Origin of the sequence: Paraniabella hibiscisoli, assembly GCF_022512515.1 — a bacterium.
Taxonomy (GTDB): Bacteria; Bacteroidota; Bacteroidia; order Chitinophagales; family Chitinophagaceae; genus Niabella; species Niabella hibiscisoli.
Window position 1 is genome coordinate 1,881,624 of sequence record NZ_JAKWBK010000001.1, and the last position, 24,034, is coordinate 1,905,657.

Genomic DNA, 24,034 nt, shown 5'->3' on the forward strand with positions numbered 1-24,034 from the left:
CTTAATGGCTGCGGTGTGCAAATAGTTTTATTTGTGCATTCGCAGCCATCTGTTTAGGCAATAAGCTGTAATTTCGCAGCACAAAAAACAAATCGTACATGACGCTTCATCGTGAGGGAAAAGGCTCAATTGCCATCGCCGTTATTTTATTTCTGTTGATCAACTTCATTAGTTACAAATATTTATTCGCTTATCCGGCTATTTTCTATTTATTGCTGTTGATTACTTTGGTATTGCTGACACTGGTCGTGTCTTTTTCAGGATACCCAACAGGAATTATACCCTGGGTGCAGATACCGTTTTAGCGCCCTGTGATGGTAAGGTAGTTGTTATAGAAGAAGTGGACGCTGACGAGTATTTTAAAGACCGAAGAATACAGGTTTCTATATTTATGAGCCCTTTAAACGTGCACGTAAACCGTAACCCGGTAAGTGGCGAAGTGGTATACAACCAATACCACAAGGGTAAATACCTGGTGGCATGGCATCCAAAGTCATCTACCGAAAATGAGCGGCATAGCAATGTATTTAAAGCAGCCAATGGAAAGGAAGTATTAACCAAGCAAATTGCGGGTGCCTTAGCTAAACGTATTGTAAACTATTTATCGGTAGGTGATAAAGTAGCGCAGGCCGGAGAGATGGGATTTATTAAATTTGGTTCCCGTGTAGATCTTTTACTGCCACTGGATGCTGATATTAAGGTGAAAATCGGCGATATTGCTGTAGGTGGCATTACAGAGGTAGCCCGGTGGTAAATTTTACTTGAACTAAACCATTAAAAGAAACAAAATGAAGCATATTTTTTATTAGCCGCATTGGCTTTTTGTATCACAGCACAGGCGCAGCGCAGCTATGAAGAACAGGTGCAGAAAACAGTAGCCCAGTTTGTTAAAGCACTGGAAGATAGCGACCTGAAGTCTCTTAGCAGCTTGACGGTACCTAAATTAACTTATGGCCACTCCAGCGGTAAAATAGAAACCAAAGACCAGTTTTTGCAGACTTTTAAAACCGGGGCCTCAGATTTTGTGAAGATCAATATCACCGATCAAACGATCGATGTTGCAGGAACTACAGCGATAGTAAGACATTTGTTTGATGCAGATACCAATGATAATAACAAGCCGGGGCACGTTACATTAAAAGTAATGACCGTGTGGCAAAAGCAGGGAACGAAATGGGTGCTGCTGTCCAGGCAGGCAGTTAAACCTCCCGTACAATAATATTAATTTGATATAAAGTAAAAAGAGTGTTTTCGGACACTCTTTTTTTGTTACCAGTCTTTTCCAACGCTGCCGCCAAATTGTGTTTTTTGTTGGATACTTTACGCTGCGTATTTTTCTCTTTTGCTCCAGCCTGTCTAATTGTTGCTGTGCCTGGCTCTTGTTAAGTTTAGATGGCGCTTGCTGTGGTTTATCTTCGCCACCTCCACCACCACCACTTTTCTTCAGTTCGGATAAAGCTTTTTGCAAATTTTCTCTGGCATCCTTGTCCTGGCTATTTAGCCGCAACGCTCGTTTATAAGCCTCTACACTTTCTTCTATTTTATTTTGATTACTGTACACTACACCCACATTGTAATGGGCACCTGATCTCAATATACTAGTTGCGTTGGGTGCTGCGCTCACCTCGTTATACGCTTTCAACGCATCTTCAAATTTTTTTGTTTGTACAAAGCGGTGCCTTTATTTAAAAGCGCGGTATACTTATACGGCGCTTCTGTTACCTTATCGTAGCGGGATACAGCCTCGTCAAGTTGTCCTTTTTTAAAGAACTCATTTCCCTCTTTAATAAAGCTTTGCTGGCTTTGCGCTTTACCAGGCAATACAGCAACAAAAAATAATATGGATAAGGCGGTAATTCTTCGCATCTCTACTTTTATTAATGCACTAGCCAGCTGATCACCTTGTTGCTGGCTTTTTTCCTTCTGGTAATAACTGCTCCCCGATCAGCAACAAAATCATAACAGCAACAAACACCCAGAAATAATAAGAAAAGCTCATGAGGCTCGTGTCGCCGGTTACTTTTTTGTCTATTTGTGAAAGATTGGCCGCAACCTGTTTAACAGCCGCATCACTATTTTCCAGGTGTACATAAACACCATTGGTGTTAGCCGCAATCTGCTTTAATTCCTGTTCATTAAGTTTAGAAATAATCTCAACGCCTGTTTCGTCATCAATTTTATGTCCCCGGGTAGAGTCATCCGGAATAAAGCTGCCGGTAGGAGACCCAATACCTACGGTATTCACCATTAGTCCGCGTTTGGATAGTTCTTTCGACAAATCGATGGCTTCCTCATCGTGATCTTCTCCATCAGAAATTAAAACAACAGCCCGGTATTTAGCATCTCTGTCCCCAAAAGCCTTCATACTTTCCTGCAACGCATCGCTGATAACAGTGCCTTTCATTGGTACTGCATCGGGAGAAGCTTCGCTTATAAACATCTGCGCAGCTCCATGATCTGCGCTAAGCGGCATCTGCACATAGGCTTTTCCTGCAAAAAGAACCAGGCCAACGCGGCTGCCAGGCAGGGCATCCATCATTTTACTGATGAATTGTTTGGCGCGTTCAAGTCTGTTGGGTTCAATATCTTCCGCCAGCATACTGCGGCTTACATCCAGGGCAAAGACCACATCAATGCCTTTGCGCACGATACCATCACTACCGCCAGGCTTGCGCAGGTTCATCACCGCCAGTACGCCCATGGCAAATGCAAGGCAAACCAATATAAATTTTAAGGTAAAACGTTTGGGGCTATACCGGTGTATTAGTGCTTTTACCAGGGATGGACTACCTATATTTTTACAACACGCTTTTTCCATTTTTTTACACCTAAAAAAAGAAGTGCAAAAATCAACAGCGCTGCAAAAAGCCAAATGAAAATGTTGTATTGAAATTGAAAGCCCAATAGATGCTGAGTTTATCCCAATGATCCAACTTTCCTGCCAATAACACAGGTTTTGACAAAATTATGAAACGGCTGCTTACATCGCTCCTTCAAAAAAGCCATATTCCTTTAAAATATCCTTAAGAATTTTTAGCCTTACCTCTTTCATATTGTAATTGGGGTCGGGAGATTCAACATTCAATACAAAGAAATAAGGATGCTTATTTTCCTCAATCCATCCTACAACCCAACCCAGGGAGTGACCTTTATCGGTAAAACCCCAACCAGTTTTATAGCCCAGTCTGTAATTAGAATTGTCTTCAAACAACATGGCATGCTTTACCTTTTGCTGGTACACTTTGAAAAAGGCAGGTCGTCAAAATACAGTTGTTTTACTATACCTAAATTCTGATCAGGAGTTATTCTAACTGTATTGTCCAGCCAGAAACTGTCAATTTTGGAGATTTTATAGAGTTTTTATCCTTGCCTGCTCCGTATTTTAAAGAATCCAGCCAAAACTGCATCGTGTCTCTTCCTATGCGGCGGGCAACTTCCTGGTAATAGGGTACAGAAGAAACGCGAAAAGCCTCATACATATTAAGATCTTTGTTCCAGTCTGGTATATTACGGGTAACACCGTCCCAGGGAATTACCATGCTATCGCTGGAGATCTTACCGGTTTGCAATCCGATAAGAGAATTGATAATTTTGAAGGTAGATGCAGGCAGGTAAGTACTGTCGCGGTAGCGTTTAAGATTATAGACCGTAAATAGACCGGTGCCATTATTATACAGTGCAAAACAACCGGTAAGCTGGTGAGCATCTAAATATTTTTTGGCGTATCATCTTCTTTCACATTGTTTTGAGTACAGGACGTGAGTAGGCCGGCCAGAACCAGAAATAGGAAAATAGGAAAGTGGTTCTTTTGTTTAAACGGCTGGTTTACACGCTTTAATGAATCATGTGGGGGTACGGGCTCCATATTAAATCTGCTATACATTATATTATTATTGTTCTAACGGGTCATAAATGCTGCAAAAATAAGTTTAGCGTTGGTTCGGGTTACTATTTTAATCTTTTTTTAATTGGCAGATGGCATAAGTATTGTTATATTACTATATATAAATAATTATGCAGGAGACGATAACTACATATAACCCGCTTAACGATTACCGTTTGATTTTAGATCCCCCGATGGCGGTGAAAAGGAAAATTGCTGCAATAAAAACGGAGTTCGATCAGGATTATAAGGGAATAATCATCCCGGGCGGGCAGGCATTTATTTATTTAGCTGAGTTTTCGGCTCGTGAACTAAAGGAGCAGGACATCGTCGATCAACTTAACCGGATTGCATTGGGCTTTATGCCTTTCAAATTACACCTTAGCAATTTTGAGCAGTCGGAAAAGAGTGAAATTTATATACCACTTGAAAATGACCTGCCTGCTCAAATGCTTGTAAATAAATTAGAAGCAACAGAAAGTTTGCCTGAAGGAGGAAGGATTAATCGCCTGCCCAGAATAACCATCGCCAAGGGTTTGCAACCCTATCAGTTTGTGAAAAGCTGGAAAGAATATGAGAAAAAAGTTTTTCAGCCACTTTTGTGGCCAACAAAATGCTGTTATTAAAGCGAATGGAAGGTTTTAGCAGCTGGCAGGTGCTAAAGGAAATGGAATTTCAAAACCTGGTTATCACTTTCTAACGGTTTTTTAGCTGCTTCTTTAAACCTTAATATAGATTCTCTTCTTATCCAGCCACCAGCAAATGGCCCACATAAAAATGATAACGGTTAACGCATAGGCCAGGGAACCGAACTTCGGATCTCCCGGAATATGACTGTAAATTTTTTGTAAAGGAAGTTCCAGAAGTTAACACCTTTATCGGAGGTGAAAAGTCCCGCTGTTTTAGGTAAAAAAGCACTGAGGGAAAATATAAAGAGCGCATTTTTGCCAAATACCTCAAAGAAGCGGGTAGGAAAGCCTTTGTAGTTTTTAACTTCAATCAAATAGATCATGGTACTAAGCGTAATAATAGCTAACCCCACAGTGTATATTGTATAAGAACTGGTCCATATTTTTTGTTAATAGGGAACACCATGTCCCAGCAAAACCCTGTCAATAGCAGTGCCACCCCTGCAACAAACAAACCGGTAAGCATTTTATAAATCGCCAAAGGCTCGGTTGAGCTTGCCGTATTTTTAATATAAGAGCCTACAAAAAAACCGAAAACCACCTCAACGATGGCTGGTATGGTGCTCAGCAATCCTTCCGGATCAAAAGCAACGCCCTCTCTTTATACATATGAGGGATATGCAGGATGATTTTATCCAGGTCTGTACCAATCCATCCCTCAAGACTATAAGGATCTGTGGGGTTGCCCAGCAGGCAGATAGCCCAGTAGGCTAATAAAAGAGCCATCGAGAAAAACCAGGCGGCTTTAGGTTTCAGGTAAAAAGCAATAACAGAGGCAAAAAAATAACAAACGGCAATGCGCTGCAAAACACCAAAAATGCGCACCCCTTTTTCACTGTTGTGTTGGTTTACCCAGCCAATGAATTCCAAACTGCCTTCATGCCACCTTATAAACGGATACCAGTTTAAAAAAAGGCCGATAATAAAAATGAGAACAGAGCGTTTGATCACTTTTCTCCAAAATACACCCTCTCCCTGCTCCTTTAGCCGGGGAGTACAAAACCATAGCATTACCAACCGCAAAAAAAAAAAGGGGAAAACAAGGTCGGTAGGAGTAAGGCCATGCCAGGAGCATGCTTTAGCGGAGCAAAAATGTGCGACCAACTGCCGGGTTATTTACCAGTATCATGAGGCAAACAGTAGCCCCTCTAAAAATATCTAACGATCGGTAGCGTGTCTTCATTTTTGAATGATAATAGCTATAAATATACTATTTAGTGATAGCAAATACCAGAAAACAGCATGGCAGAGAAAGTGAAATATGAATTTCATCGTAAACTGCCATACAGTTATATTTGCAAACTGTTCAGTTTATACAAAAAATTATTAGAATCTATGGCTAAAAAGACCATCGTTATTACAGGTGGAGCCGGTTTTATCGGCTCACATGTGGTGAGGTTATTTGTAAATAAATACCCTGATTATACAATAGTGAACCTGGATGCCCTTACTTATGCGGGCAATCTGGAGAATTTAAAAGATATTGAAGATCAGCCCAACTATATTTTTGAGAAAGCCAATATCGTTGATGCTGAAGCTATAAAAGCCGTTTTTCAAAAGCATAACCCGGATGGCGTTATTCACCTGGCCGCTGAAGCCATGTGGACCGGTCAATAACCTCGCCATTGGATTTTGTATATACGAACGTTATTGGTACGGTGAACCTGTTGAACGTAGCCAAGGAGCTCTGGAAGGGTAATTATGAGGGCAAAAGGTTTCATCATGTATCAACTGATGAGGTCTACGGGGCTTTGGGCGATACGGGATTCTTTACCGAGGAAACTTCGTACGATCCTCATTCTCCCTACTCAGCATCAAAGGCTTCTTCCGATCATTTTGTATATGCCTATGCCGATACTTATGGTTTGCCTGTTGTTTTAACCAATTGTTCTAATAATTACGGGCCTAATCATTTTCCTGAGAAATTGATCCCCTTAATGATCCACAATATCATTAATAATAAACCATTACCGGTTTATGGTGATGGGAAGTATACCCGCGATTGGCTCTATGTGCTGGATCACGCCAGGGCGATCGACCTTGTTTTTCACGAAGGCAAAAATGGAGACAAATACAATGTGGGCGGATTCAACGAGTGGAAGAATATTGACCTGGTAAAATTGCTGTGTAAGCAAATGGACGAAAAACTAGGTCGCGATGCAGGTGCCAGCGAACAGCTGATCACCTTTGTGAAAGACCGCCCCGGCCACGATTTAAGATATGCGATCGACGCCACCAAGATCAATAAAGAATTAGATTGGTCGCCTTCGGTTACTTTCGAAGAAGGCTTGTCTAAAACCATCGACTGGTTTTTAAGTAACAAAGAGTGGTTGGAAAATGTAACCAGTGGCGATTACCAGAAATATTATGATAAACAGTATGCAGAATGATAATAGACGCTGGATATTAGACATTAGATGTTTTATTGGTTAATTGTAAAAATCTGATTTGATGCATAATTTCAAAGAATTGAAAATCTGGTAAAAATCTATTGATGTTTGCGTGGATGTATACAAGGCTATTGTTGAATTTCCCAATTGGATGAAATTCAAAAAATGAATCGAGGCTTGCAACAAATGCTTGAAACGGCTCAGTAATTTTTCTAACTTCTTTAAATCTAATATCTAACATCTATATAATGAAAGGAATCATTCTGGCCGGTGGATCCGGTACGCGTTTATACCCTATTACCAGGGCGATCAGTAAACAGCTGATGCCGATTTATGATAAGCCCATGATTTACTACCCGCTATCTGTATTAATGATGGCTGGTATAAGCGAGGTCTTAATTATAACAACACCGGAAGATAATGCCAGCTTCCAGAGATTGTTGGGAGACGGGTCGCGTATTGGCTGCCGGTTCGAGTATGCAGTGCAGGAAGTGCCCAACGGGCTGGCTCAGGCATTTGTTATAGGGGCAGAATTTATTGGCAACGATAAAGTAGCTCTTGTTTTAGGAGATAATATTTTTACGGATCAGGTTTAGGTACACAGCTGAAAAAGTTAACAGATGTAGACGGCGGCTATGTTTTTGCCTACCAGGTAAGTGACCCTGAAAGATATGGAGTGGTAGAATTTGACAACGAAATGAAAGCTATTTCTATAGAGGAAAAGCCCAAAGAGCCCAAGTCAAATTACGCAGTGCCCGGATTGTATTTTTATGATAATTCGGTAGTGGATATTGCCAGGCAATTAGAACCGTCAGCAAGAGGGGAGTACGAAATCACAGATGTTAATAAAATATATCTGAAAGATGAAAAGCTGCATGTGGCAGTTTTGGACAGAGGAACTGCATGGCTGGATACGGGGACCTTTGACTCTCTTACAGATGCTTCAGAATTTGTACGCGTTATTGAAAAAGGCAAGGGCAGAAAATAGGCTGTATTGAAGAAATCGCCTGGCGCAACGGATTCATAAATAAAGAACAGCTAAATGTATTGGGTGATGAGCTGATTAAAAGTGGTTATGGAGCCTATCTGAAAAGGCTCTAATAAAGCTGATTCGTGTAAATTAATTATACAACCGTACTCAAACTTTATTTTTTATAGAATACATTTGCGACTAGTACAAACCAAATTAATAAAAGCCTTCTAAGTTGCCGGTATTTAATAGTACGGCAGTCATCTCATTAAAAAACAAATATGAAAATAGCTGTAGTTGGAACGGGTTATGTAGGTTTAGTAACCGGAACCTGTTTTGCTGAAACCGGAAACCTTGTAAACTGTGTTGATGTAAATAAAGCAAAAATCGACCAGTTAAAAAAGGGTAAATGTCCTATTTATGAACCAGGATTAGACGTTCTGCTTCAACGGAACATAAAAGAAAAACGAATCCTTTTTACTACAGATTTGAAAGCAGCAGTAGATAAGTCCGACATCATCTTTCTGGCATTACCCACACCTCCGGGCGAAGATGGCTCAGCTGATCTGAAGTACATCTTAAATGTGGCGGAAGATCTTTCTAAAATCATTAAGGAATATAAAGTAATCGTTAATAAAAGCACTGTTCCTGTGGGTACTGCAGAAAAAGTAGCAGCGGTTTTGGCAAAGAACCTTTCAACTGATTTGTTCGACGTGGTATCTAACCCGGAGTTTTTACGTGAGGGTATTGCTGTTGATGACTTCTTAAAACCAGACAGGGTGGTAATTGGTACTTCATCTGATCGCGCCCGCGATGTAATGAACGAATTGTACCAGCCATTTGTACGCCAGGGTAATCCTATTTATTTTATGGATGAGCGTAGCTCGGAAATGACAAAATATGTAGCTAATTCCTATCTCGCTATGCGTATTTCCTATATGAATGAAGTGGCCAATCTTTGTGAGTTGACAGGAGCTAATGTTGACCTGGTGCGTATTGGTATTGGTAGCGATAGCCGTATCGGCAAACGGTTTCTTTTCTCCGGTATAGGTTATGGCGGAAGTTGCTTCCCTAAAGATGTACTGGCCTTACACCACACTTCAAAACAGAATAAGTACGATTTCAAATTGCTGGACACTGTTATGAAGGTGAACAAAAGCCAGAAAAAAGTACTGTTCGGAAAAATAAAAAGGTTTTATAAGAATAGCCTGAAAGGTAAGAAGTTTGCTATGTGGGGATTGGCCTTTAAACCCGAAACGGATGACATCAGGGATGCGCCTGCTTTAGAACTGATCAACGAGCTTTTAAATGCCGGTGCGGAAGTAACGGTTTTTGATCCGGAAGCTATGTCCAATGTAAAAGCGTTATTGGGCAACAAAATCAAATATGCAAGAGACCAATACACGGGTTTAAAGGAAGCAGATGCTTTATTGATCGTTACGGAATGGAGCGAGTTTAGAAATCCTGATTTCGAGCGCATGGTAAAGAATCTGAAATCCAAAGTGGTTTTCGATGGAAGAAACGTGTACAGCCTGGAAAAAATGGAAGAGTTAGGCTTTTATTATAATAGCATCGGACGTAAAATTGTCAACGGTAAAATCTAAAACATGAAGAAGAGAATATTAATTACAGGAGCAGCCGGTTTTTTGGGTTCTCACCTCAGTGATCGTTTTATTAAAGAAGGCTACCATGTAATAGCCATGGACAACCTGATCACCGGTGATCTGAAAAACCTGGAGCATCTTTTTCCTAACCCTGATTTCGAATTTTACCATCACGATGTAACCAAATACATCCATATACCCGGTAAGCTGGATTACATTCTTCATTTTGCGTCACCAGCCAGCCCTATCGACTACCTGAAAATACCGATACAGACGCTGAAAGTAGGAGCAATGGGTACGCATAACTGTTTAGGTTTAGCAAAAGCGAAAGGCGCACGTATATTGGTGGCTTCTACCAGCGAGGTTTATGGCGATCCTTTAATTCATCCACAAACGGAAGAGTATTGGGGAAATGTAAATCCCGTGGGCCCGAGAGGTGTATATGATGAGGCCAAACGTTACATGGAGTCTATCACTATGGCTTATCATACTTTCCATAATGTAGAAACACGTATCATTCGTATTTTTAATACCTATGGTCCCCGCATGCGACTTAACGATGGCCGCGCTCTTCCAGCGTTTATCGGTCAGGCATTAAGAGGTGAAAATATTACTGTTTTCGGCGATGGCTCTCAAACGCGTAGTTTTTGCTATGTAAGTGACCTGGTAGAAGGTATTTACCGTTTATTATTAAGCGATTACGTAAATCCTGTGAATATTGGAAATCCTGATGAGATCTCGCTTAAGGATTTTGCAGAAGAAGTACTGTCTTTAACCGGCAACACAGTGAAAATTATTTACAAGCCGCTACCCGTAGATGACCCCAAGCAAAGAAAGCCGGATATAACTAAGGCAAAGGCCATTTTGAATTGGGAACCGACAATCAACCGGTCAGAAGGGCTAAAAAATACTTACGAATATTTTAAGTCGCTGCCACCCGAAGAATGGTTTAAACAGCCAAAAGAATTCGCGTCTTCTAAATAGCTTATCTATTCAGAATAAGTATTTTAGCGGCTGCGAACTTTTGTGGTTCTGAACACGTCTACTACCCGACGGCCACCTAATTTTGGCGGATCAATTGACAGTTTGATAGCATGAAACTGCCAATTGTGGAGAATTATAAAAATGAGAACTGTAGTATTGTCACGCAATCGTGTTCGGTAAAGTTTTTGTAATATTTTGCTTCAACCAGAAAGGATTAATGTTTAAGCATTAATTTTGGTCACATTTCTTCACAAGAATAAACCCCGGGCAGCATGGAAAAAGAAAAAGAGTTCAGCGATTTATTGGTTGACAATGCAGGGTTTTTGAAACCTTTTGCGGTTAACCTTACTAAAAATAACGAAACAGCAAATGACCTTTACCAGGAAACCCTGTATAAGGCATTGGCTAATAAGGAAAAGTACAATTCGGGTACTAATATTAAGGCATGGTTATTTACTATCATGCGGAACATTTTTATCAATGATTACCGTAGAAATGCAAAACGCAGAACGGTTTTCGATAACACACCCGAAGATTACCTGATTAATCTACGCCAGGTATCTGTATCTAATTCGGCAGAAAGCAGTTTAAGGCAAAAAGAGATTGAAGCAGCGGTTGACGGGCTTCCTGAAACTTTCAAAGTGCCTTTTAAACTATATTTTGAAGGATATAAATACCAGGAAATTTCTGAATACCTGGATGAGCCATTAGGAACCATTAAAAGCCGTATCCACTTTGCACGTAAGTTATTAAAAGAGCAGATCAACCGATATTAAAATATAAATCCCGCCGAAAGCGGGATTTTCTTATTGTGATCGTCGATGAATACAAGGCAACAAATTGCATCTAAGCTTGTATTGAGTGCAAAGCTTACGGTTGGCTGTGAGCTAGTGATTAAGACTGGCTTTTAAAACAGTTTGGGCACTGTCAGCAGCTATAACCAGTCCTGCAATCATCATAATGACATCTTTTATCACCAAACGCCCCGCTCCCGATAAATAGGGAAACCCATGCTGTGGCGTGGGAAAATCACCGCCAAGGTTGGGAACATACACTTCTGGTGTGGTAATTAAAAAGGAAAGCGTTACGACGGACATTCCCGCACTTAGAATACCTCCCCAAAAACCTATCCTGGGAAACCAGATGCCCGTTAAAACCAGCAAGCCGATTAAAACAATAACCGAACCAAGGCCATACGAAAAAATATAGGTTCTGTTTTCTTTATGCCAGTCGATATTTTTTTGCACAGTTTGCCCTTCCGCATTTTTATAGAGCTTGTATTCGGCAACGGGTTTTCCTTCGCTATTTACGGCGATCTTACCTGAATTCTTGTAAAAGAAGCTCATCAGCGGACTATTAATCACGAATGGAACAATGCCGTCTGCTTCATACTTAAATGCCTTTAAGCCTCCTATCCATGCCATTACGATAAATACAGCTACTCTTAAAAAGTCAATAAACAAGTCTTGCCATGATGCAAAAAGCCTGAATAAATTTTCCATATACTTTATTATTTAATTCAGGTCGAAATTAGCAAGCCCCCTCAATCAGGGGAATGGATGGATACGGAAAATACATAGACTATTTTGCCGCAATAGATATTCCCACTTTTTTCCGGAAGATTTTAGGAGAAACGCCTACCGATTTTTTGAAAAAACGACTGAAGTAAAATTCGTCTTCAAACCCGAGCTCGGCTGCTATTTCTTTGATGCTTTTAAAGGTTAAGTGAATAAGTCTTTTAGATTCCAGTATCAAGCGCTCCTGTATAAGAGTGGAGGGTGTTTTTCCAAAGTGTTTCTTAACCTGTTTACTAAAAGCGTCTACGGACAGGCCATAGTGCGCCGCATAAAAAGAAACAGACCGGCTGGTAAGAAAGTGTTTTTCCAGTAAGATCTGGAAAGAGGCAAGGCCATTTTTTTCATAGTGGGCTATCCGGTTGTCAGCGATGTCTATTTGTTTTTCTTTACTGCTTAATGCCAGAACCAATTGCAGGTAAGACCTCATGATAGACAGATCAGCACTTTGCCGGGAGTTTTCAATGGTTTTTATTTTCTGAAAAATAGTAGCTATTTCATCGAAAACAGTATCGGGTACCAAAATCAGAGGGCTCTCATAGATATTGTTGAAGAGAATACCGTTACAGGCAACTTCTTCCTTATGGTATTCTATACAGTAAAAATCTCCGTGAAACCGAAGCAGGTCCACAACTGGTTTATTAGTTTCGTTCCATTGAAGTAGCTGGTAGGGTGAAAGAAAAACCAGGCTTTTGCCTTCGCAGGTGTAGGCTGTAAAATCTATAGAAAATTCAGCAGCCCCATCAAACAACAGGATAAGATAATAGGCCTCGTTAAGCTCATTCAAACTTTTGGGATGGGTAAAGCGCTCCGTTTTTATAACATCGTTCAAGTGTGTATTCTTTTGTTCTGCGAAGTGTAAACTCAAAAGTAAGCATAATGGGTTGATCCGTCAGTAAGGCTCAACAAAGAATACAGGACTTCTGCGTACATCATAACTGGTGGCTGCTATCTATAAAGACCAGATGATTCCGCGCTTTTTATCAGGCATACCATTTAAATTCGCGGTCATAACTTTAGTGCTATCAGTCATCAATCGCAAATATTATCAAGTCCTATTGCTTATTTAAAGGGTGTAGGTCCGCAAAGGGCAGAGCTGTTGCAAAAAGAGTTGAGTATTTTCACCTTTAACGACCTGCTGCAACATTTCCCGTTTCGCCATGTTGATAAAACAAAGTTCACCCCTATTGGCGATGCTACACCGGCCGATGAATACCTGCAGTTTGTAGGGATATTAGAGCCCTTTCAGGTAATCGGGCAAAACAGGGCGCGCCGTCTTGTTTCCCAGGTAAAAGATAAAACAGGTGCCGTTGAAGTAGTATGGTTCAGCGCTATTAACCAGATCCAAAAATGCTGCAGCCAGGGAAAGCTTATATCGTTTATGGAAAGCTGTCCTGGTTTATGAGCAAGCCTCAATTAGTGCATCCTGAAATTGAAGCATGGACTCCCGAAAAACTGGAGGAAAGGCTTTTTTGGAACCGATCTATCCTTCTACGGAGAAGCTGAAAGCTAAAAACCTGGGTGGAAGGCAATTAGGCAAGCTAACCCAATTATTATTACCTCACGTAAAACCGCAGGACATACCGGAAAATTTTCCTCAGAAAATGATAGAAGAGTTGAAGCTCATGCCTCGTTTTGAAGCTTTCCAACAGATCCATTTTCCGCAAACACAAAAGCATTACGAGGCCGCTCTGCGTAGGTTGAAATTCGAAGAAATTTTTCTGGCCCAGATGCGTATGAACCTGCTGCGTTCCCAACGGCACCGGTTTTCAAAAGGTGTTGTTTTTGATGCAGTAGGCGATCACTTTAATACTTTCTATAACCAGTATCTGCCTTTTGAGCTAACCGGCGCGCAAAAAAGAGTGCTAAAGGAAATAAGAAATGATACCGCCCGTGGAAAACAAATGAACCGTTTGCTACAGGGTGATGTGGGCAGTGGTAAAACTATTGTAGCATTGCTTTGCATGCTGCTGGCGGCAGACAATGGCTTCCAGTCCGTATTAATGGCGCCTACGGAGATCCTTGCCCGGCAACATTTCCAGGGTATTTCATCGCTCTTAAAAGATATGAATATCCGTGTGGCCTTGCTTACCGGATCGGTAAAAGGCAAAGAGCGAAAACCCATCCTACGGGGTGTGGCTGATGGCAGTATTCATTTATTAATAGGCACGCATGCGGTTATTGAAGATACGGTTCAATTCCAAAATCTGGGACTGGTAATTGTAGACGAACAGCACCGTTTTGGCGTAGCGCAGCGGGCCCGGCTTTGGGAGAAAAACCATACTCCGCCGCATGTATTGGTAATGACAGCTACGCCCATACCACGTACACTGGCTATGACGGCCTACGGAGATTTGGATTATAGTGTTATTGATGAACTGCCACCGGGCCGGCAGCCTATACAAACAGTACATAGACTTGATAGTGACCGCAGCAATGTAATGGACTTTTTGAAAGCAGAAATTGCTTTGGGAAGACAGGTATACGTGATCTTCCCTTTGATTGAGGAAAGTGATAAGCTTGACTATGAAAACCTGATGCGCGGTTACGATGAAATTAAAACATATTTTCCCGAACCAGAGTACTGGATCAGCATGGTGCATGGCAAGCAGCCTGCTATTCAGAAAGAAGAAAATATGCGGCGTTTTGTGGAGCATGATACGCAGATCATGGTATCTACAACGGTAATTGAAGTAGGTGTGAATGTGCCGAATGCCTCCGTAATGGTGATTGAAAGCGCCGAAAAATTTGGCCTCTCGCAACTGCACCAGTTACGCGGCAGGGTAGGGCGCGGCGCTGAAAAGAGTTACTGTATTTTGTTAACGGGTAAAAAGCTGGGTAATGTGGCGCGCGAACGTATGAAGATCATGACTTCCACCAATAACGGTTTTGTAATAGCTGAGAAGGACCTGGAATTGCGTGGTCCGGCGATATTGAAGGTACCCGCCAAAGTGGTGTGGTGGACTTTAAGCTGGCGAATATTGTAAATGACAGAGCGATGGTGGATGCAGCCAAAAAAGTAACCGAAGAAATACTAACCGATGATCCCGATCTCTCTAAGCCTGAGAATGTGGCATTGAAAGAATTTTTACAGTCACAGAAGGGGAAGACGATCTGGAGTAAGATATCTTAGTACATTATAATGATTAGAGATCCGGCATTTTATTCTAAACTAATCCAACTCTTTTAGTTCCTTTTCTATTTCTTTGATATCAGGGAGCTGCGATTTAATTTCTTCGGGTACAACTTTTGATAGTTGGTAGTCAGATATACCCAAGGCGTTGGAAATCCCCATGAGACTATACTCAGCCACAACTTCATTTTTGCCTTTACATAGTAAGAGCCCAATAGTTGGGTTGTCGTCTTTAGCCTTTAGCTTATCGTTAACCAAATTTACGTAGAAATTAAGCTGGCTGACATCACCCGGTTGAAAGGGGCGTGCTTTAAGCTCCACAACTACATAACACTTCAGTCTGGTATGATAAAAAATCAGATCGGAGTAAAAGTCGCTGCCGCCGATCTGGAAATGCTGTTGCCGGCTAATGAAAGCAAATCCTTTTCCCAGCTCGAGAAGAAATTTAGTAACATGATTGGCCAGCTGGGATTCTATATCTCTCTCGTCAGCGTTTTCTTTGGCTTGTACAAAGTCGAAAATGTATGGATCTTTTAAGAGGTAGTTAGCCATATCCGATTGAGGAAGCGGAAGGATTCTTGCGAAATTTGTGATCTTTTTGGCCTTGATCTGTCTTTCGAATAAGTTTCCTTCAATTTGAAGGCCTAAAATATTTCTGCTAATGCCACGTTCTATAACGTGAAGCATATACCATAACCTTTGCCCGATGTTAGGCACTTTGTCCATTAATACAAGATGATGAGACCAGCTGATCCTGGCCAAAATTGATTGGAGAAACAAATCATTATATACCTCATTTTGTGCAGCAGGTTGCTGCATTTTTTTGGTTTGGTGGCTACTGCTATTTTGCATTTGTGCAGCAACCTGCTGCACAAATGTGGTAAGCGTTTTTTGAACTTTTGTAATGCTCGTCTCTTCTGAGCGTAGTTGTTCCGTAGCTATTATCAATTGCTCTATAACAGGTCGTGGATAATCTAGGGCAAATTTACGCATGTACTTAAGATTGCGTACAGAAAATCCTTTTAGTTTTGGAAATTCGGTTTTTAAATCCTTCGCTAACAAGTCGATGATTTTAGCCCCCAGCCTTTTGCTGATTGATGCTGAAGTATATGTTGCCCCAAACTCCAATATAGTAGCAGCATTTGACTATTGGCAGCGGAAACCACCCGAACCTGCGCTTCCGCAATTTGCGTTTTAACCGCTGCCAGAAATAGTTTGTAATTATCATTCATATAAGTATCTTATCCGGAATATCCATATTCTTATATAAGATCAGTGTTTTCACTGCTAATTTAATCGAAATAAACAGAAGGATGACAGGTGCCAATACAACAGTAAAAAAACACACAAAATGCATTTTTGTTAGTCTATTCCAATTTACAATAGTGAAGAGCCCTTATTCAATTTCGTGGCAATAGGTAGTGAACGATTGCCGTAGGTACGCAACCTCTAACCGGCAAGACTTTTTTCCAATTCAGATAGCCTGTTCTTAATAAGGTCCAGCTCGTTGAAAATATTTCCCCTGCCTGATGACTTAAAGGCTGATACCAGCCCAGAATTGTTTTTATTGCGGTTATATCGCTAAGTGCTATTGTGTATGTACCCATGGTAAGATAAGCTCCGTGTGTTTTTTTACAGAGGCAACCAGTATAGCAGCGTCAGTATAAATAATTTGTGGCTGCGATGCGTTAATCTCGTCGTCTTTTGCTAATAGTATTTGATCATTTCCAAAACGGTTGTCAATAATAGTAGCATTTTTGATGCTAACCCAGTTGGCATTCTCCGGGAAAAAACCTGTTGGTTTTTCATCAGCAATGTTTTTGGGGCTTATCTCCGGAACTTTAAAGTGCGCTACCTCATTAACAGTGAGCTTTTTATTAATAAAATCATCTACACTTACGCCAAATATCTGGGATGCCCTTGTAAGCGTTTCTATTTTCGGTTCTGCTCTTCCTTCTTCATAAGAACTTACTGCTGCACGGGTTAGCCCCAAAATATCTGCCAGGTGCTGTTGCGTGTAATTCTTTAAGCTGCGTATCTTTTTAATGTTAGAACCGAAATTCGACATGATTTAATCTGTTTTGGCAAATGTAAGTAACATTATTGCAAATAAAAATAACATTGTTAAAAAATATTGCTAATAATATTTGCACATTTGAAAATCAGTTTGTAGATTTGTTATCAGATTGTACAATCTATTTATAAAAAACTTAAAACACACTGAATGGAGAGTTTTTTAGTAAAGTAAAAAACTATGTAACCGAGCTTGACTATGAAGTTTTATACGAAAACGAAAACGATGGCATCATCGTCATAGACAAGCAGGAATATGGAATCAGAAATATGGTACTGGGCGTTGCTAACCCTATTTTAATTGTTGAGCAGTACCTGTTTAATTGTAATAGCGACTCGGTCTATCGGGAGCTGTTGATCAAAAACAGGGATATTGTACACGGAGCTTTTGTGCTGGATGAAACCGGCGAAAAAGTGATCTTTCGTAACACATTGCAGGTAGAGTCGCTCGACAAGCGCGAACTGGAAACCACCATTAACTCGTTATCGCTGTTACTTTCAGAATATTCGAATGAAATCATGAAGTTCAGCAAATAATTTATCATCGTTAAAAAAGAATGCCATGAATATTTTTCAAAGACTTTTTAAAATAGGGCAGGCTGAAACCCATTCGGCCATCGATAAGCTGGAAGATCCTATCAAAATGATTGAACAGGGACTTAGGGATCTGCATACCGAACTGGACCAGGCTAACAGGGCCTTGGCCGAAGTAAAGGCCATGCACATCCGACGCGGTAATGAGTTGAAACAATATCGTGAAGAGCAGGAAACTATACATAACAAATCAGTATTATTGCTGAAGAAAGCGCAGGACGGAGCAATACAAAGTGACGAAGCTGACCAGTTAGTAAAAGAAAATCTAAGGAAGAAAGCGGATATCACCCGTAGAATAACAGAGGCTGATCTGCAGGTAGCATCTTTACAACAGCAGGTAACCGGGCTGGAGGGCAATGTTACCAAGATCAAATTGAGCATTACCCAGTGGGAAAGCGAATTGAAGACACTAAAAGCCAGGGTTAAGGTAAGCAATGCTACGCAACAGATTAACAAGCAGCTGATGAAAATGGATTCTAACAGCGTGGCTTCTATGCTGGAGCGTATGAAGGATAAGGTACTGGATGAGGAGGCGCTGGCGCAGGCTTATGGAGAAATGAATCAGAAAGAAGAGAGCAATGATGAAAAGGTAAACAAGATCATTGAAGAGATTTCGGTTGAAGATGAATTAGCTCAATTGAAAAGCCAGCTGGGAATTGAGAATGCCAATGAGCAGAACAACACACCATCCTGATTGATATTCGATGTTTTCTATAAAAAAGTTTAAACAATGAAGCTGCTTGATAATAAGCCGGTACAATCCTTTATGGCTGTAGTGCCGGCTCTACTCTCTGTTCTTTGCTTTATAGGTTATTTGCTTTTTTTGTTTCGGTATTTGGCGTTACCAATAATATTCAAAATGCAGATGAATTACCGTTTGATTTTTCAGATGGCGTGAGTGCATTTTTTATTGCGGCTTTTGTGCTTCCGGTACTTTTTATATTAAGCACTGTTTATTTTGTGCTGCACGCAGCCCAAAATCCGCTGCTCGAAAAAGGCAATATGCGCATTGTATGGATTTTGATCATCATCTTATTAAGCGGAGTCGGAAACCTTATTTATTGGCTTCTCGAAATACGAAACAAAAGAGCCGAACCTGTAATTGGCGATGCGCTGCATCGCAAAAAACAGGCCGGGTGGTCGGGCGGCTTGTATATGAAAAACTAACTATCAATTATAACATCAATCCAAACCAACATGCAGGAGTTTTTTCACATCGCTTTTTCCAAGGTAAATTTTATAGCAACGCTGTTTGCCATATTGTTTGCTATTTACTGGATCATTACCATTTTTACAGGTCTTGACTTAGATGTGACCGATGCGGACGCTGATATAGATCATGATCACCCCGAAACGCAGCATAGTGGAGACAGTGCCTGGGAAAGTGTTTTGAAATTCTTTTATATCGGCGAACTACCTATTCTTTTTATACTCTCCCTGGTAAGCATTTTTATGTGGCTGTTCCTGGTCAATATTACGCCGGTGCTGGGATGGGAGGATAAATGGATCGGTTTTGTTTTATACCTGCCAGGATTTATACTAGGTCTCCTGCTAACCAAAGTAGTAGCCATGCCCTTCCTTAAATTGTATCGTATGTTCAATCATAAGGGCGAACAGAGCATTGACTTCATCGGCAAAGTGGGTACGGTGGTCGCCGGTATCAAACAAAACAAAATCGGGCAGATAGAAATCAAACATGAAAGCGATGTGATTAGGGTATATGCCAAATCGATGACCGACGAAGAATATAAAACCGGAGAGCAGGTGATCATCCTGGAAGCCTCATCTGACGAAAAATTTTATTTAGTACAATCTTACAACCTATAACTATTAAAACAACTCAATTTATGAATTACTCGTTCTACATTACTGCTGCTTTTTTAGTGCTCGTCGTTATCGGGCTCATTTTCTGGCTCATTTCTATGTACAAAAAAGTTAGCCAGGGTAAAGTACTGATCCGTACCGGCCAGGGCGGTGTGAAAGTATTTTTCAATGCCGGCCTGGTTATTCCCATCTTACATAAACAGGAGGTGATGGATATCTCTGTAAAAAAGCTCGATATTGAGCGCATGGGCCGGGAAGGGCTGATATGTAAAGACAATATGCGTGCAGATATCAAAGTAGCCTTTTTTGTGCGTGTTAATAAATCAGTAGATGATATCATTAATGTCGCGCAAACCATTGGCACCGACAGGGCGTCTTCACATGAAACATTAACGGATCTCTTTGAGTCTAAATTCTCGGAGGCGTTGAAAACAGTTGGTAAGAAATTTGATTTCATTGAGCTGTATGAGGCACGTCGTGAGTTCAGGGAAGAGATCATCAATATTATTGGTACCGATCTGAACGGATATGTATTGGATGATTGTGCGATAGATTACCTGGAGCAAACCCGTGTAGAGTTATTGGACAGGGAAAACATCCTGGATGCAGAAGGTATTAAAAAAATTACCGAGTTAACAGCGGTGCAAAATATAAAATCAAACCAGATCCGCAGGGATGAAGAGCGTACCATTAAGAAGCAGGATGTGGAAACCCGGGAAGCCATATTAGAATTAGAGCGCCAGTTAAAAGAAAAAGAAGAATCGCAGCGCAGGGAAATTGAAAATATTAAATCGCGTGAGCAGGCAGAAATTGATTCGGTGAAGGAAACCGAGCGTTTGCGTTCTGAAAGAATAAGGATACAAACAGAAGAGCAGCTATTGATCCAGGAAGAAAATAAATTAAGACAGGTGATTATTGCTGCTAAGAACAAAGAGCGTGCTGAAGCCGTAGAAACAGAACGTGTATTGAAAGATAAATACCTGGAGTTAACAGAACGTGAGCGTGTGGTAGCATTAGCAGGTATCGAAAAAGATAAGGCTCTTGAGATCGAAAAGAAAAACATCCAGGACGCGATTCGCGAAAGGGTGGCCCTGGAAAAAACAGTGGTAGAAGAACAGGAAAAAATAAAGGATGTGCAGGTGTTGAAGGAAGCTAATCGTTTAAAAGATGCGGCAGTGATTAAAGCCAGTCAGGATGCTGAATCTAAGATGATTGAAGAAGTGAAGAGAGCCGAGTCACAGGAAAAAGCAGCAGCTCACGAAGCGCAGAAGGTGTTGATAGAAGCGAATGCCCGCAAAGAAGCTGCAGGTAAAGAGGCAGAAGCGCGTAAAGTAATAGCAGATGCTAAAGCCAAAGAAGAAGCGACTGTGGGCATGTCTGAAGCGCAGGTAATGCTTGCCAAGGCTGAGGCGTTAGAAAGACAGGGACTGGTAGATGCGGCAGTAATAGAAAAAACAGCCATTGCTGAAGCTGCGGGCATAGAAGCCAGGGCAGAAGCCAAACGTAAAGAAGGGTTGGCCGAAGCGGAAGTGATCCGTGAAAAAATTGTAGCAGAAGCAAAAGGTATGGACGAGAAATCTTTAGCCATCAAAAAGTTGAATGATGCGGGTAAGGAGCACGAAGAGTTCCGCCTTACCTTACAGAAGGATAAGGAAATTGCCTTGGCTGAAATTCATATCCAGAAGGATATCGCAGAAGCACAGGCCAGCGTATTAGGCGATGCATTCAGGAATGCGAAGATCGATATCGTGGGTGGTGACAATACCTTCTTTGATAACGTGGTGCGCCAGGTGTCGAATGGTAAAGGGCTGGATAAGCTGATCGATAATTCTTACCATTTGTCACAGCTGTCTGATAACCTTTTAGGCCAGGGTGATGGCGAAGAAAATATCATCAGCAAGATCCGTAACCTGGCTGATAAATACGATGTAAGCAGCGAGGATATCAAAAATCTTTCTATAGCAGCATTAGTGGCCCGTATTCAAACATCAGCAACAGGATCTGACAAAGGCTTTTTAAATAACCTGCTCAGCTTTGCAAAAGGATTGGGTATTGAAAATAAAAAATACAGCAGCTGAAGGGGTAGATGTGAAATGCATAACGGATGGCATGATGAACCGTCCAAAGGACTCCCTAGGAGATGGACCATGATTGAAATAGTGAGTCCTTCGTCAGGCTCAGGATGAGATTCATTTCGATATATTGGCTCTTGCCAGGCCCAATCGTGGTATCCGTTTTGCGTTTCTTAATCAAGATTATTATCGCAAAATATAAATGCCCTGTTTCATCGTTTCGAAGTACAATACTATGCCAGAAAATACTACTGAAATACAAATGGACTCCGGCGCCTATGAAGTCATTCTTCAAAGGCTGCAGGTACAGAAAAATAAAATACTGGATAATGTGGCATTGCTGAATAAGGAACGTAAAGAAGTTTTCGGTGCCACAGCATTTGAGTTACTAGCGAACCTCAGAATAAATACGGCCAATAATTGTGTAGCCAAAGATATTCTGGCTCTGGGCAATCTTTGCATATTGGGCTACAATGTGCAATTTGGCTTAAAGCAGGATATCGGTATCGCTGATGTATTTAGCATTTACCGGTTCGATGGTAAAGAGTTTGCCGGCCAAAACCTTTCGGTATTGGAGCAGGAGGAGTTTATAACAGAATTTAAAAACCTGTATAAATATTATCGGAATGCTTCTTTTTCCCGCTTTCATGTAAAAGGCAATTTACTCTACATGGTGTTTCAGCAAACAGCCAATGTGCAGGATATAAAGGTTTTTAAATGGCTGATAGATGGAGAACGCCTGCAGTTTATGGATGGCCGGAGTGCGCATGAAGTGAAGTACCCGTCGCAACATGATTTTACCTGGGAGAAAGCTACGCGCGATATGCAACGCACCGGTAAAAATCCGCATGTCTCCATCCTCGACCGCGTTTTCGTGGAGACCATTAACGGCGATCTGTCTATTAAGATAGAAGACAACACAGATACGGGTAAAGGAATTTATCATGAAGATGTAGAGCAGAAGGATCAGACTTTGGATGACGGGGAAATTTACTATGCTGACCTCGGCAACATCATCCTTTTACGCATTAAGCCCTATCTCGAAGAGGAGCGCTATTTTATTTTTAATGACCGTTTGAAAACAGTGATGCGGGTGGATACACTGGCCGATGCCGGATTGCTGTTGCCGGAAGGGCAGGGCGTGTTATTGTCCAACGGTTATTATTTACAGAACGGTGAACATAAGATCTTTGACCGTAAGCTGGAACAGGTAAAGTATAGTGGTCGTATTGATGCACCTAATGGAGAAGATTTTTGTATGTATTTTACCAGGAAAGCAGCCATAGCTATATCCTGCTTTCTTATAATGTAATTGAGCAACAGGTGCAAACACCTATTCTTTGTAATGGTTTTACCATTTTTGAGAACGGGCAGTTGTTGTATTTTATTTCCGAGAAAGACCCTACCCGGCATCATTTAATACAGGTATGGCAAACTGCTTTTACCAAAGAAATGATGTTGAATGAAACCTTGAGTCAGCATCACTTGTATAAAATAGGCAACAAGCCTATTGTACAGGCGATGGCCGAAATAAGAGAATTGTTGGTATTGCTGGATCAGCCGGATAACTATGAAGGTTTGTATGATGATATACTGGATAAAAGCAGGGATATTTATGACTCTTATTTCTGGATGCAGGATAACAGTCGCTACCAGTTTGCAGCAGCGCTTACCGATTTGAAACAAATAGCCACCAATGCCATTGATGAGTTCAAAAAAGTGGTGGAGATGCGTTCAAACGCCGCTAAATTGATGGCTGACGCTGAAGAAAAAGTTTCGAAGCTCGTATTTGATGTACGTACATTAAAGAAAGAAACACTGCAGGATTATGTAAAGCTGTTGTCGGCCTTGCGATTGTTGAAAGGAGAGCTGATCACTTTAAAGAAAGTAGCTTACACCGATGAAGCTGTATTGACGGAACATGAAAAGACATTGGCCGAAAAATCGGATGAACTGTCTAAGGCCTGTGTCGAATTCCTGCTTCGCGACGATGCATTGCAACCCTACCAATTGCAGATACAGCAATTGCGGGAAGCCTTACCGCAGGCTGTAAAAGTGGTGGAGGTAAAGGTACTTGAAAAACAAAGTACGGAGATAGCCGGCGCATTGGAAATGTTGATTGATATCATCAATCAATTAAAAATTGATGATGCTTCACAGTCTGCAAAAATCATTGAAAACATATCGCAGTTGTTTTCCGGTTTAAATCAACTGCGCACACAAATACAGAACCGGCGTAACGAG

The 24,034-nt window shown here is 41.1% G+C and carries 28 protein-coding genes and 2 pseudogenes; 19 read left to right on the forward strand and 11 right to left on the reverse strand.

All coding sequences use genetic code 11. The annotated features are described in order from the left end of the window. Window positions 1-98: 98 nt before the first annotated feature. Genes MKP07_RS11920 through MKP07_RS11930 form a run of 3 tightly spaced genes read left to right on the forward strand, consistent with a single transcriptional unit; the run spans window position 99 to window position 1,219 of the window. The gene (locus MKP07_RS11920; protein WP_240847398.1) at window positions 99-305 is read left to right on the forward strand and encodes a hypothetical protein; all 207 of its coding nucleotides are present in this window, start codon (window positions 99-101) and stop codon (window positions 303-305) included. Then, the gene (locus tag MKP07_RS11925) at window positions 284-754 is read left to right on the forward strand and encodes a phosphatidylserine decarboxylase (protein WP_240850790.1); all 471 of its coding nucleotides are present in this window, start codon (window positions 284-286) and stop codon (window positions 752-754) included. The genes MKP07_RS11920 and MKP07_RS11925 overlap by 22 nt, the downstream gene beginning before the upstream one ends. Before the next feature lie 60 nt (window positions 755-814). Then, complete coding sequence (locus MKP07_RS11930) at window positions 815-1,219, forward strand: nuclear transport factor 2 family protein (RefSeq protein ID WP_240847399.1); 405 nt, start codon at window positions 815-817, stop codon at window positions 1,217-1,219. On the opposite strand, the gene MKP07_RS42410 is transcribed toward MKP07_RS11930, so the two are convergent. From MKP07_RS42410 to MKP07_RS11950, 5 genes are all read right to left on the reverse strand, one after another. After that, window positions 1,136-1,624 (reverse strand): tetratricopeptide repeat protein, encoded by a 489-nt coding sequence (locus MKP07_RS42410; protein WP_394803648.1) that lies wholly within the window; start codon window positions 1,622-1,624, stop codon window positions 1,136-1,138. The genes MKP07_RS11930 and MKP07_RS42410 overlap by 84 nt on opposite strands. Window positions 1,625-1,638: 14 nt before the next feature. Then, a complete protein-coding gene (locus tag MKP07_RS11935; protein ID WP_240847400.1) occupies window positions 1,639-1,866 on the reverse strand; it encodes a tetratricopeptide repeat protein in 228 nt (75 codons plus the stop codon). A 31-nt stretch (window positions 1,867-1,897) separates the two neighbouring features. Beyond that, window positions 1,898-2,818: a VWA domain-containing protein gene (locus MKP07_RS11940; RefSeq protein ID WP_240847401.1), complete on the reverse strand. Its 921-nt coding sequence runs from the start codon at window positions 2,816-2,818 to the stop codon at window positions 1,898-1,900. Between the two features lie 162 nt (window positions 2,819-2,980). After that, window positions 2,981-3,241 (reverse strand): penicillin-binding transpeptidase domain-containing protein, encoded by a 261-nt coding sequence (locus tag MKP07_RS11945; protein WP_240847402.1) that lies wholly within the window; start codon window positions 3,239-3,241, stop codon window positions 2,981-2,983. Window positions 3,242-3,302: 61 nt separating this feature from the next. Continuing rightward, entirely contained in the window at window positions 3,303-3,677 is a 375-nt protein-coding gene (locus MKP07_RS11950; protein WP_317236003.1) for a penicillin-binding transpeptidase domain-containing protein, read from the reverse strand. A 337-nt stretch (window positions 3,678-4,014) separates the two neighbouring features. Between MKP07_RS11950 and MKP07_RS11955 the strand changes: the two genes are divergently transcribed. Next, on the forward strand, window positions 4,015-4,509 hold the full coding sequence (locus tag MKP07_RS11955; protein ID WP_240847403.1) for a hypothetical protein: 495 nt from the start codon (window positions 4,015-4,017) through the stop codon (window positions 4,507-4,509). Window positions 4,510-4,670: 161 nt separating this feature from the next. Here MKP07_RS11955 and MKP07_RS11960 read toward each other — a convergent pair whose 3' ends face one another. Further along, the gene (locus tag MKP07_RS11960; protein ID WP_240847404.1) at window positions 4,671-4,925 is read right to left on the reverse strand and encodes a hypothetical protein; all 255 of its coding nucleotides are present in this window, start codon (window positions 4,923-4,925) and stop codon (window positions 4,671-4,673) included. Window positions 4,926-5,136: 211 nt separating this feature from the next. Next, window positions 5,137-5,583 (reverse strand): hypothetical protein, encoded by a 447-nt coding sequence (locus MKP07_RS11965; protein WP_240847405.1) that lies wholly within the window; start codon window positions 5,581-5,583, stop codon window positions 5,137-5,139. Window positions 5,584-5,907: 324 nt separating this feature from the next. Here MKP07_RS11965 and rfbB point away from each other — a divergent pair. From rfbB to MKP07_RS11990, 6 genes and pseudogenes are all read left to right on the forward strand, one after another. Then, window positions 5,908-6,962, forward strand: a pseudogene (rfbB, locus tag MKP07_RS11970) (dTDP-glucose 4,6-dehydratase). Between the two features lie 248 nt (window positions 6,963-7,210). Further along, window positions 7,211-7,558 carry a sugar nucleotidyltransferase gene (locus MKP07_RS43730; protein ID WP_449588933.1) on the forward strand — a complete coding sequence of 116 codons (348 nt, stop codon included), beginning with the start codon at window positions 7,211-7,213 and terminating at the stop codon, window positions 7,556-7,558. Window positions 7,559-7,638: 80 nt separating this feature from the next. Beyond that, a complete protein-coding gene (locus tag MKP07_RS43735; protein WP_449588935.1) occupies window positions 7,639-7,950 on the forward strand; it encodes a sugar phosphate nucleotidyltransferase in 312 nt (103 codons plus the stop codon). A 263-nt stretch (window positions 7,951-8,213) separates the two neighbouring features. Beyond that, window positions 8,214-9,536, forward strand: a complete 1,323-nt coding sequence (locus tag MKP07_RS11980) for a UDP-glucose dehydrogenase family protein (protein WP_240847406.1) — start codon at window positions 8,214-8,216, stop codon at window positions 9,534-9,536. Between the two features lie 3 nt (window positions 9,537-9,539). Next, window positions 9,540-10,520, forward strand: a complete 981-nt coding sequence (locus MKP07_RS11985; RefSeq protein WP_240847407.1) for a UDP-glucuronic acid decarboxylase family protein — start codon at window positions 9,540-9,542, stop codon at window positions 10,518-10,520. A gap of 272 nt (window positions 10,521-10,792) precedes the next feature. Beyond that, on the forward strand, window positions 10,793-11,296 hold the full coding sequence (locus MKP07_RS11990; RefSeq protein WP_240847408.1) for an RNA polymerase sigma factor: 504 nt from the start codon (window positions 10,793-10,795) through the stop codon (window positions 11,294-11,296). A gap of 111 nt (window positions 11,297-11,407) precedes the next feature. On the opposite strand, the gene MKP07_RS11995 is transcribed toward MKP07_RS11990, so the two are convergent. Both MKP07_RS11995 and MKP07_RS12000 read right to left on the reverse strand, forming a co-directional pair. Beyond that, complete coding sequence (locus tag MKP07_RS11995) at window positions 11,408-12,022, reverse strand: DUF417 family protein (protein ID WP_240847409.1); 615 nt, start codon at window positions 12,020-12,022, stop codon at window positions 11,408-11,410. 79 nt (window positions 12,023-12,101) lie between these two features. Further along, window positions 12,102-12,926, reverse strand: coding sequence for a helix-turn-helix domain-containing protein (locus MKP07_RS12000; RefSeq protein WP_240847410.1), 825 nt, complete (start codon window positions 12,924-12,926; stop codon window positions 12,102-12,104). Between the two features lie 225 nt (window positions 12,927-13,151). Between MKP07_RS12000 and MKP07_RS12005 the strand changes: the two genes are divergently transcribed. The 3 genes from MKP07_RS12005 to MKP07_RS12015 are packed head-to-tail and all read left to right on the forward strand — an operon-like array spanning window position 13,152 to window position 15,227. Further along, entirely contained in the window at window positions 13,152-13,499 is a 348-nt protein-coding gene (locus tag MKP07_RS12005) for a hypothetical protein (protein WP_317236004.1), read from the forward strand. Window positions 13,500-13,533: 34 nt separating this feature from the next. After that, a complete protein-coding gene (gene recG / locus MKP07_RS12010; RefSeq protein WP_240847412.1) occupies window positions 13,534-15,081 on the forward strand; it encodes an ATP-dependent DNA helicase RecG in 1,548 nt (515 codons plus the stop codon). Then, window positions 15,054-15,227 carry a hypothetical protein gene (locus tag MKP07_RS12015; protein WP_240847413.1) on the forward strand — a complete coding sequence of 58 codons (174 nt, stop codon included), beginning with the start codon at window positions 15,054-15,056 and terminating at the stop codon, window positions 15,225-15,227. Before recG ends, MKP07_RS12015 begins: the two co-directional genes overlap by 28 nt. Window positions 15,228-15,266: 39 nt before the next feature. On the opposite strand, the gene MKP07_RS12020 is transcribed toward MKP07_RS12015, so the two are convergent. Then, the gene (locus MKP07_RS12020; RefSeq protein ID WP_449588939.1) at window positions 15,267-16,355 is read right to left on the reverse strand and encodes a PDDEXK nuclease domain-containing protein; all 1,089 of its coding nucleotides are present in this window, start codon (window positions 16,353-16,355) and stop codon (window positions 15,267-15,269) included. A 460-nt stretch (window positions 16,356-16,815) separates the two neighbouring features. Beyond that, window positions 16,816-17,295, reverse strand: a complete 480-nt coding sequence (locus tag MKP07_RS12030) for a helix-turn-helix domain-containing protein (RefSeq protein ID WP_240847415.1) — start codon at window positions 17,293-17,295, stop codon at window positions 16,816-16,818. 152 nt (window positions 17,296-17,447) lie between these two features. Here MKP07_RS12030 and MKP07_RS12035 point away from each other — a divergent pair, with 152 nt between their 5' ends. The 6 genes and pseudogenes from MKP07_RS12035 to MKP07_RS12060 all read left to right on the forward strand — a co-directional run. After that, the gene (locus MKP07_RS12035) at window positions 17,448-17,837 is read left to right on the forward strand and encodes a YbjN domain-containing protein (RefSeq protein WP_262919714.1); all 390 of its coding nucleotides are present in this window, start codon (window positions 17,448-17,450) and stop codon (window positions 17,835-17,837) included. Window positions 17,838-17,862: 25 nt separating this feature from the next. Next, the gene (locus tag MKP07_RS12040; protein ID WP_240847416.1) at window positions 17,863-18,588 is read left to right on the forward strand and encodes a PspA/IM30 family protein; all 726 of its coding nucleotides are present in this window, start codon (window positions 17,863-17,865) and stop codon (window positions 18,586-18,588) included. Between the two features lie 104 nt (window positions 18,589-18,692). After that, window positions 18,693-19,061, forward strand: coding sequence for a hypothetical protein (locus MKP07_RS12045; RefSeq protein WP_240847417.1), 369 nt, complete (start codon window positions 18,693-18,695; stop codon window positions 19,059-19,061). Window positions 19,062-19,091: 30 nt separating this feature from the next. After that, complete coding sequence (locus tag MKP07_RS12050) at window positions 19,092-19,721, forward strand: OB-fold-containig protein (RefSeq protein ID WP_240847418.1); 630 nt, start codon at window positions 19,092-19,094, stop codon at window positions 19,719-19,721. Between the two features lie 20 nt (window positions 19,722-19,741). Next, window positions 19,742-21,796 (forward strand): flotillin family protein, encoded by a 2,055-nt coding sequence (locus tag MKP07_RS12055; RefSeq protein ID WP_240847419.1) that lies wholly within the window; start codon window positions 19,742-19,744, stop codon window positions 21,794-21,796. A gap of 256 nt (window positions 21,797-22,052) precedes the next feature. Further along, a pseudogene (locus tag MKP07_RS12060) lies at window positions 22,053-24,022 on the forward strand (DNA repair ATPase); the annotation flags it as partial. Window positions 24,023-24,034 lie beyond the last annotated feature (12 nt).

Bases quoted from the DNA above. Each gene is read 5' to 3' on its own strand.
- MKP07_RS11935 (WP_240847400.1), bottom strand. From the start codon at position 1,866: ATGCGAAGAATTACCGCCTTATCCATATTATTTTTTGTTGCTGTATTG.
- MKP07_RS11995 (WP_240847409.1), bottom strand. From the start codon at position 12,022: ATGGAAAATTTATTCAGGCTTTTTGCATCATGGCAAGACTTGTTTATT.
- MKP07_RS11965 (WP_240847405.1), bottom strand. From the start codon at position 5,583: ATGCTATGGTTTTGTACTCCCCGGCTAAAGGAGCAGGGAGAGGGTGTA.
- MKP07_RS43730 (WP_449588933.1), top strand. From the start codon at position 7,211: ATGAAAGGAATCATTCTGGCCGGTGGATCCGGTACGCGTTTATACCCT.
- MKP07_RS11990 (WP_240847408.1), top strand. From the start codon at position 10,793: ATGGAAAAAGAAAAAGAGTTCAGCGATTTATTGGTTGACAATGCAGGG.
- MKP07_RS11985 (WP_240847407.1), top strand. From the start codon at position 9,540: ATGAAGAAGAGAATATTAATTACAGGAGCAGCCGGTTTTTTGGGTTCT.
- MKP07_RS11940 (WP_240847401.1), bottom strand. From the start codon at position 2,818: ATGGAAAAAGCGTGTTGTAAAAATATAGGTAGTCCATCCCTGGTAAAA.
- MKP07_RS11955 (WP_240847403.1), top strand. From the start codon at position 4,015: ATGCAGGAGACGATAACTACATATAACCCGCTTAACGATTACCGTTTG.
- MKP07_RS12050 (WP_240847418.1), top strand. From the start codon at position 19,092: ATGCAGGAGTTTTTTCACATCGCTTTTTCCAAGGTAAATTTTATAGCA.
- recG (WP_240847412.1), top strand. From the start codon at position 13,534: ATGGACTCCCGAAAAACTGGAGGAAAGGCTTTTTTGGAACCGATCTAT.
- MKP07_RS12040 (WP_240847416.1), top strand. From the start codon at position 17,863: ATGAATATTTTTCAAAGACTTTTTAAAATAGGGCAGGCTGAAACCCAT.
- MKP07_RS11980 (WP_240847406.1), top strand. From the start codon at position 8,214: ATGAAAATAGCTGTAGTTGGAACGGGTTATGTAGGTTTAGTAACCGGA.
- MKP07_RS11920 (WP_240847398.1), top strand. From the start codon at position 99: ATGACGCTTCATCGTGAGGGAAAAGGCTCAATTGCCATCGCCGTTATT.
- MKP07_RS12030 (WP_240847415.1), bottom strand. From the start codon at position 17,295: ATGTCGAATTTCGGTTCTAACATTAAAAAGATACGCAGCTTAAAGAAT.
- MKP07_RS12055 (WP_240847419.1), top strand. From the start codon at position 19,742: ATGAATTACTCGTTCTACATTACTGCTGCTTTTTTAGTGCTCGTCGTT.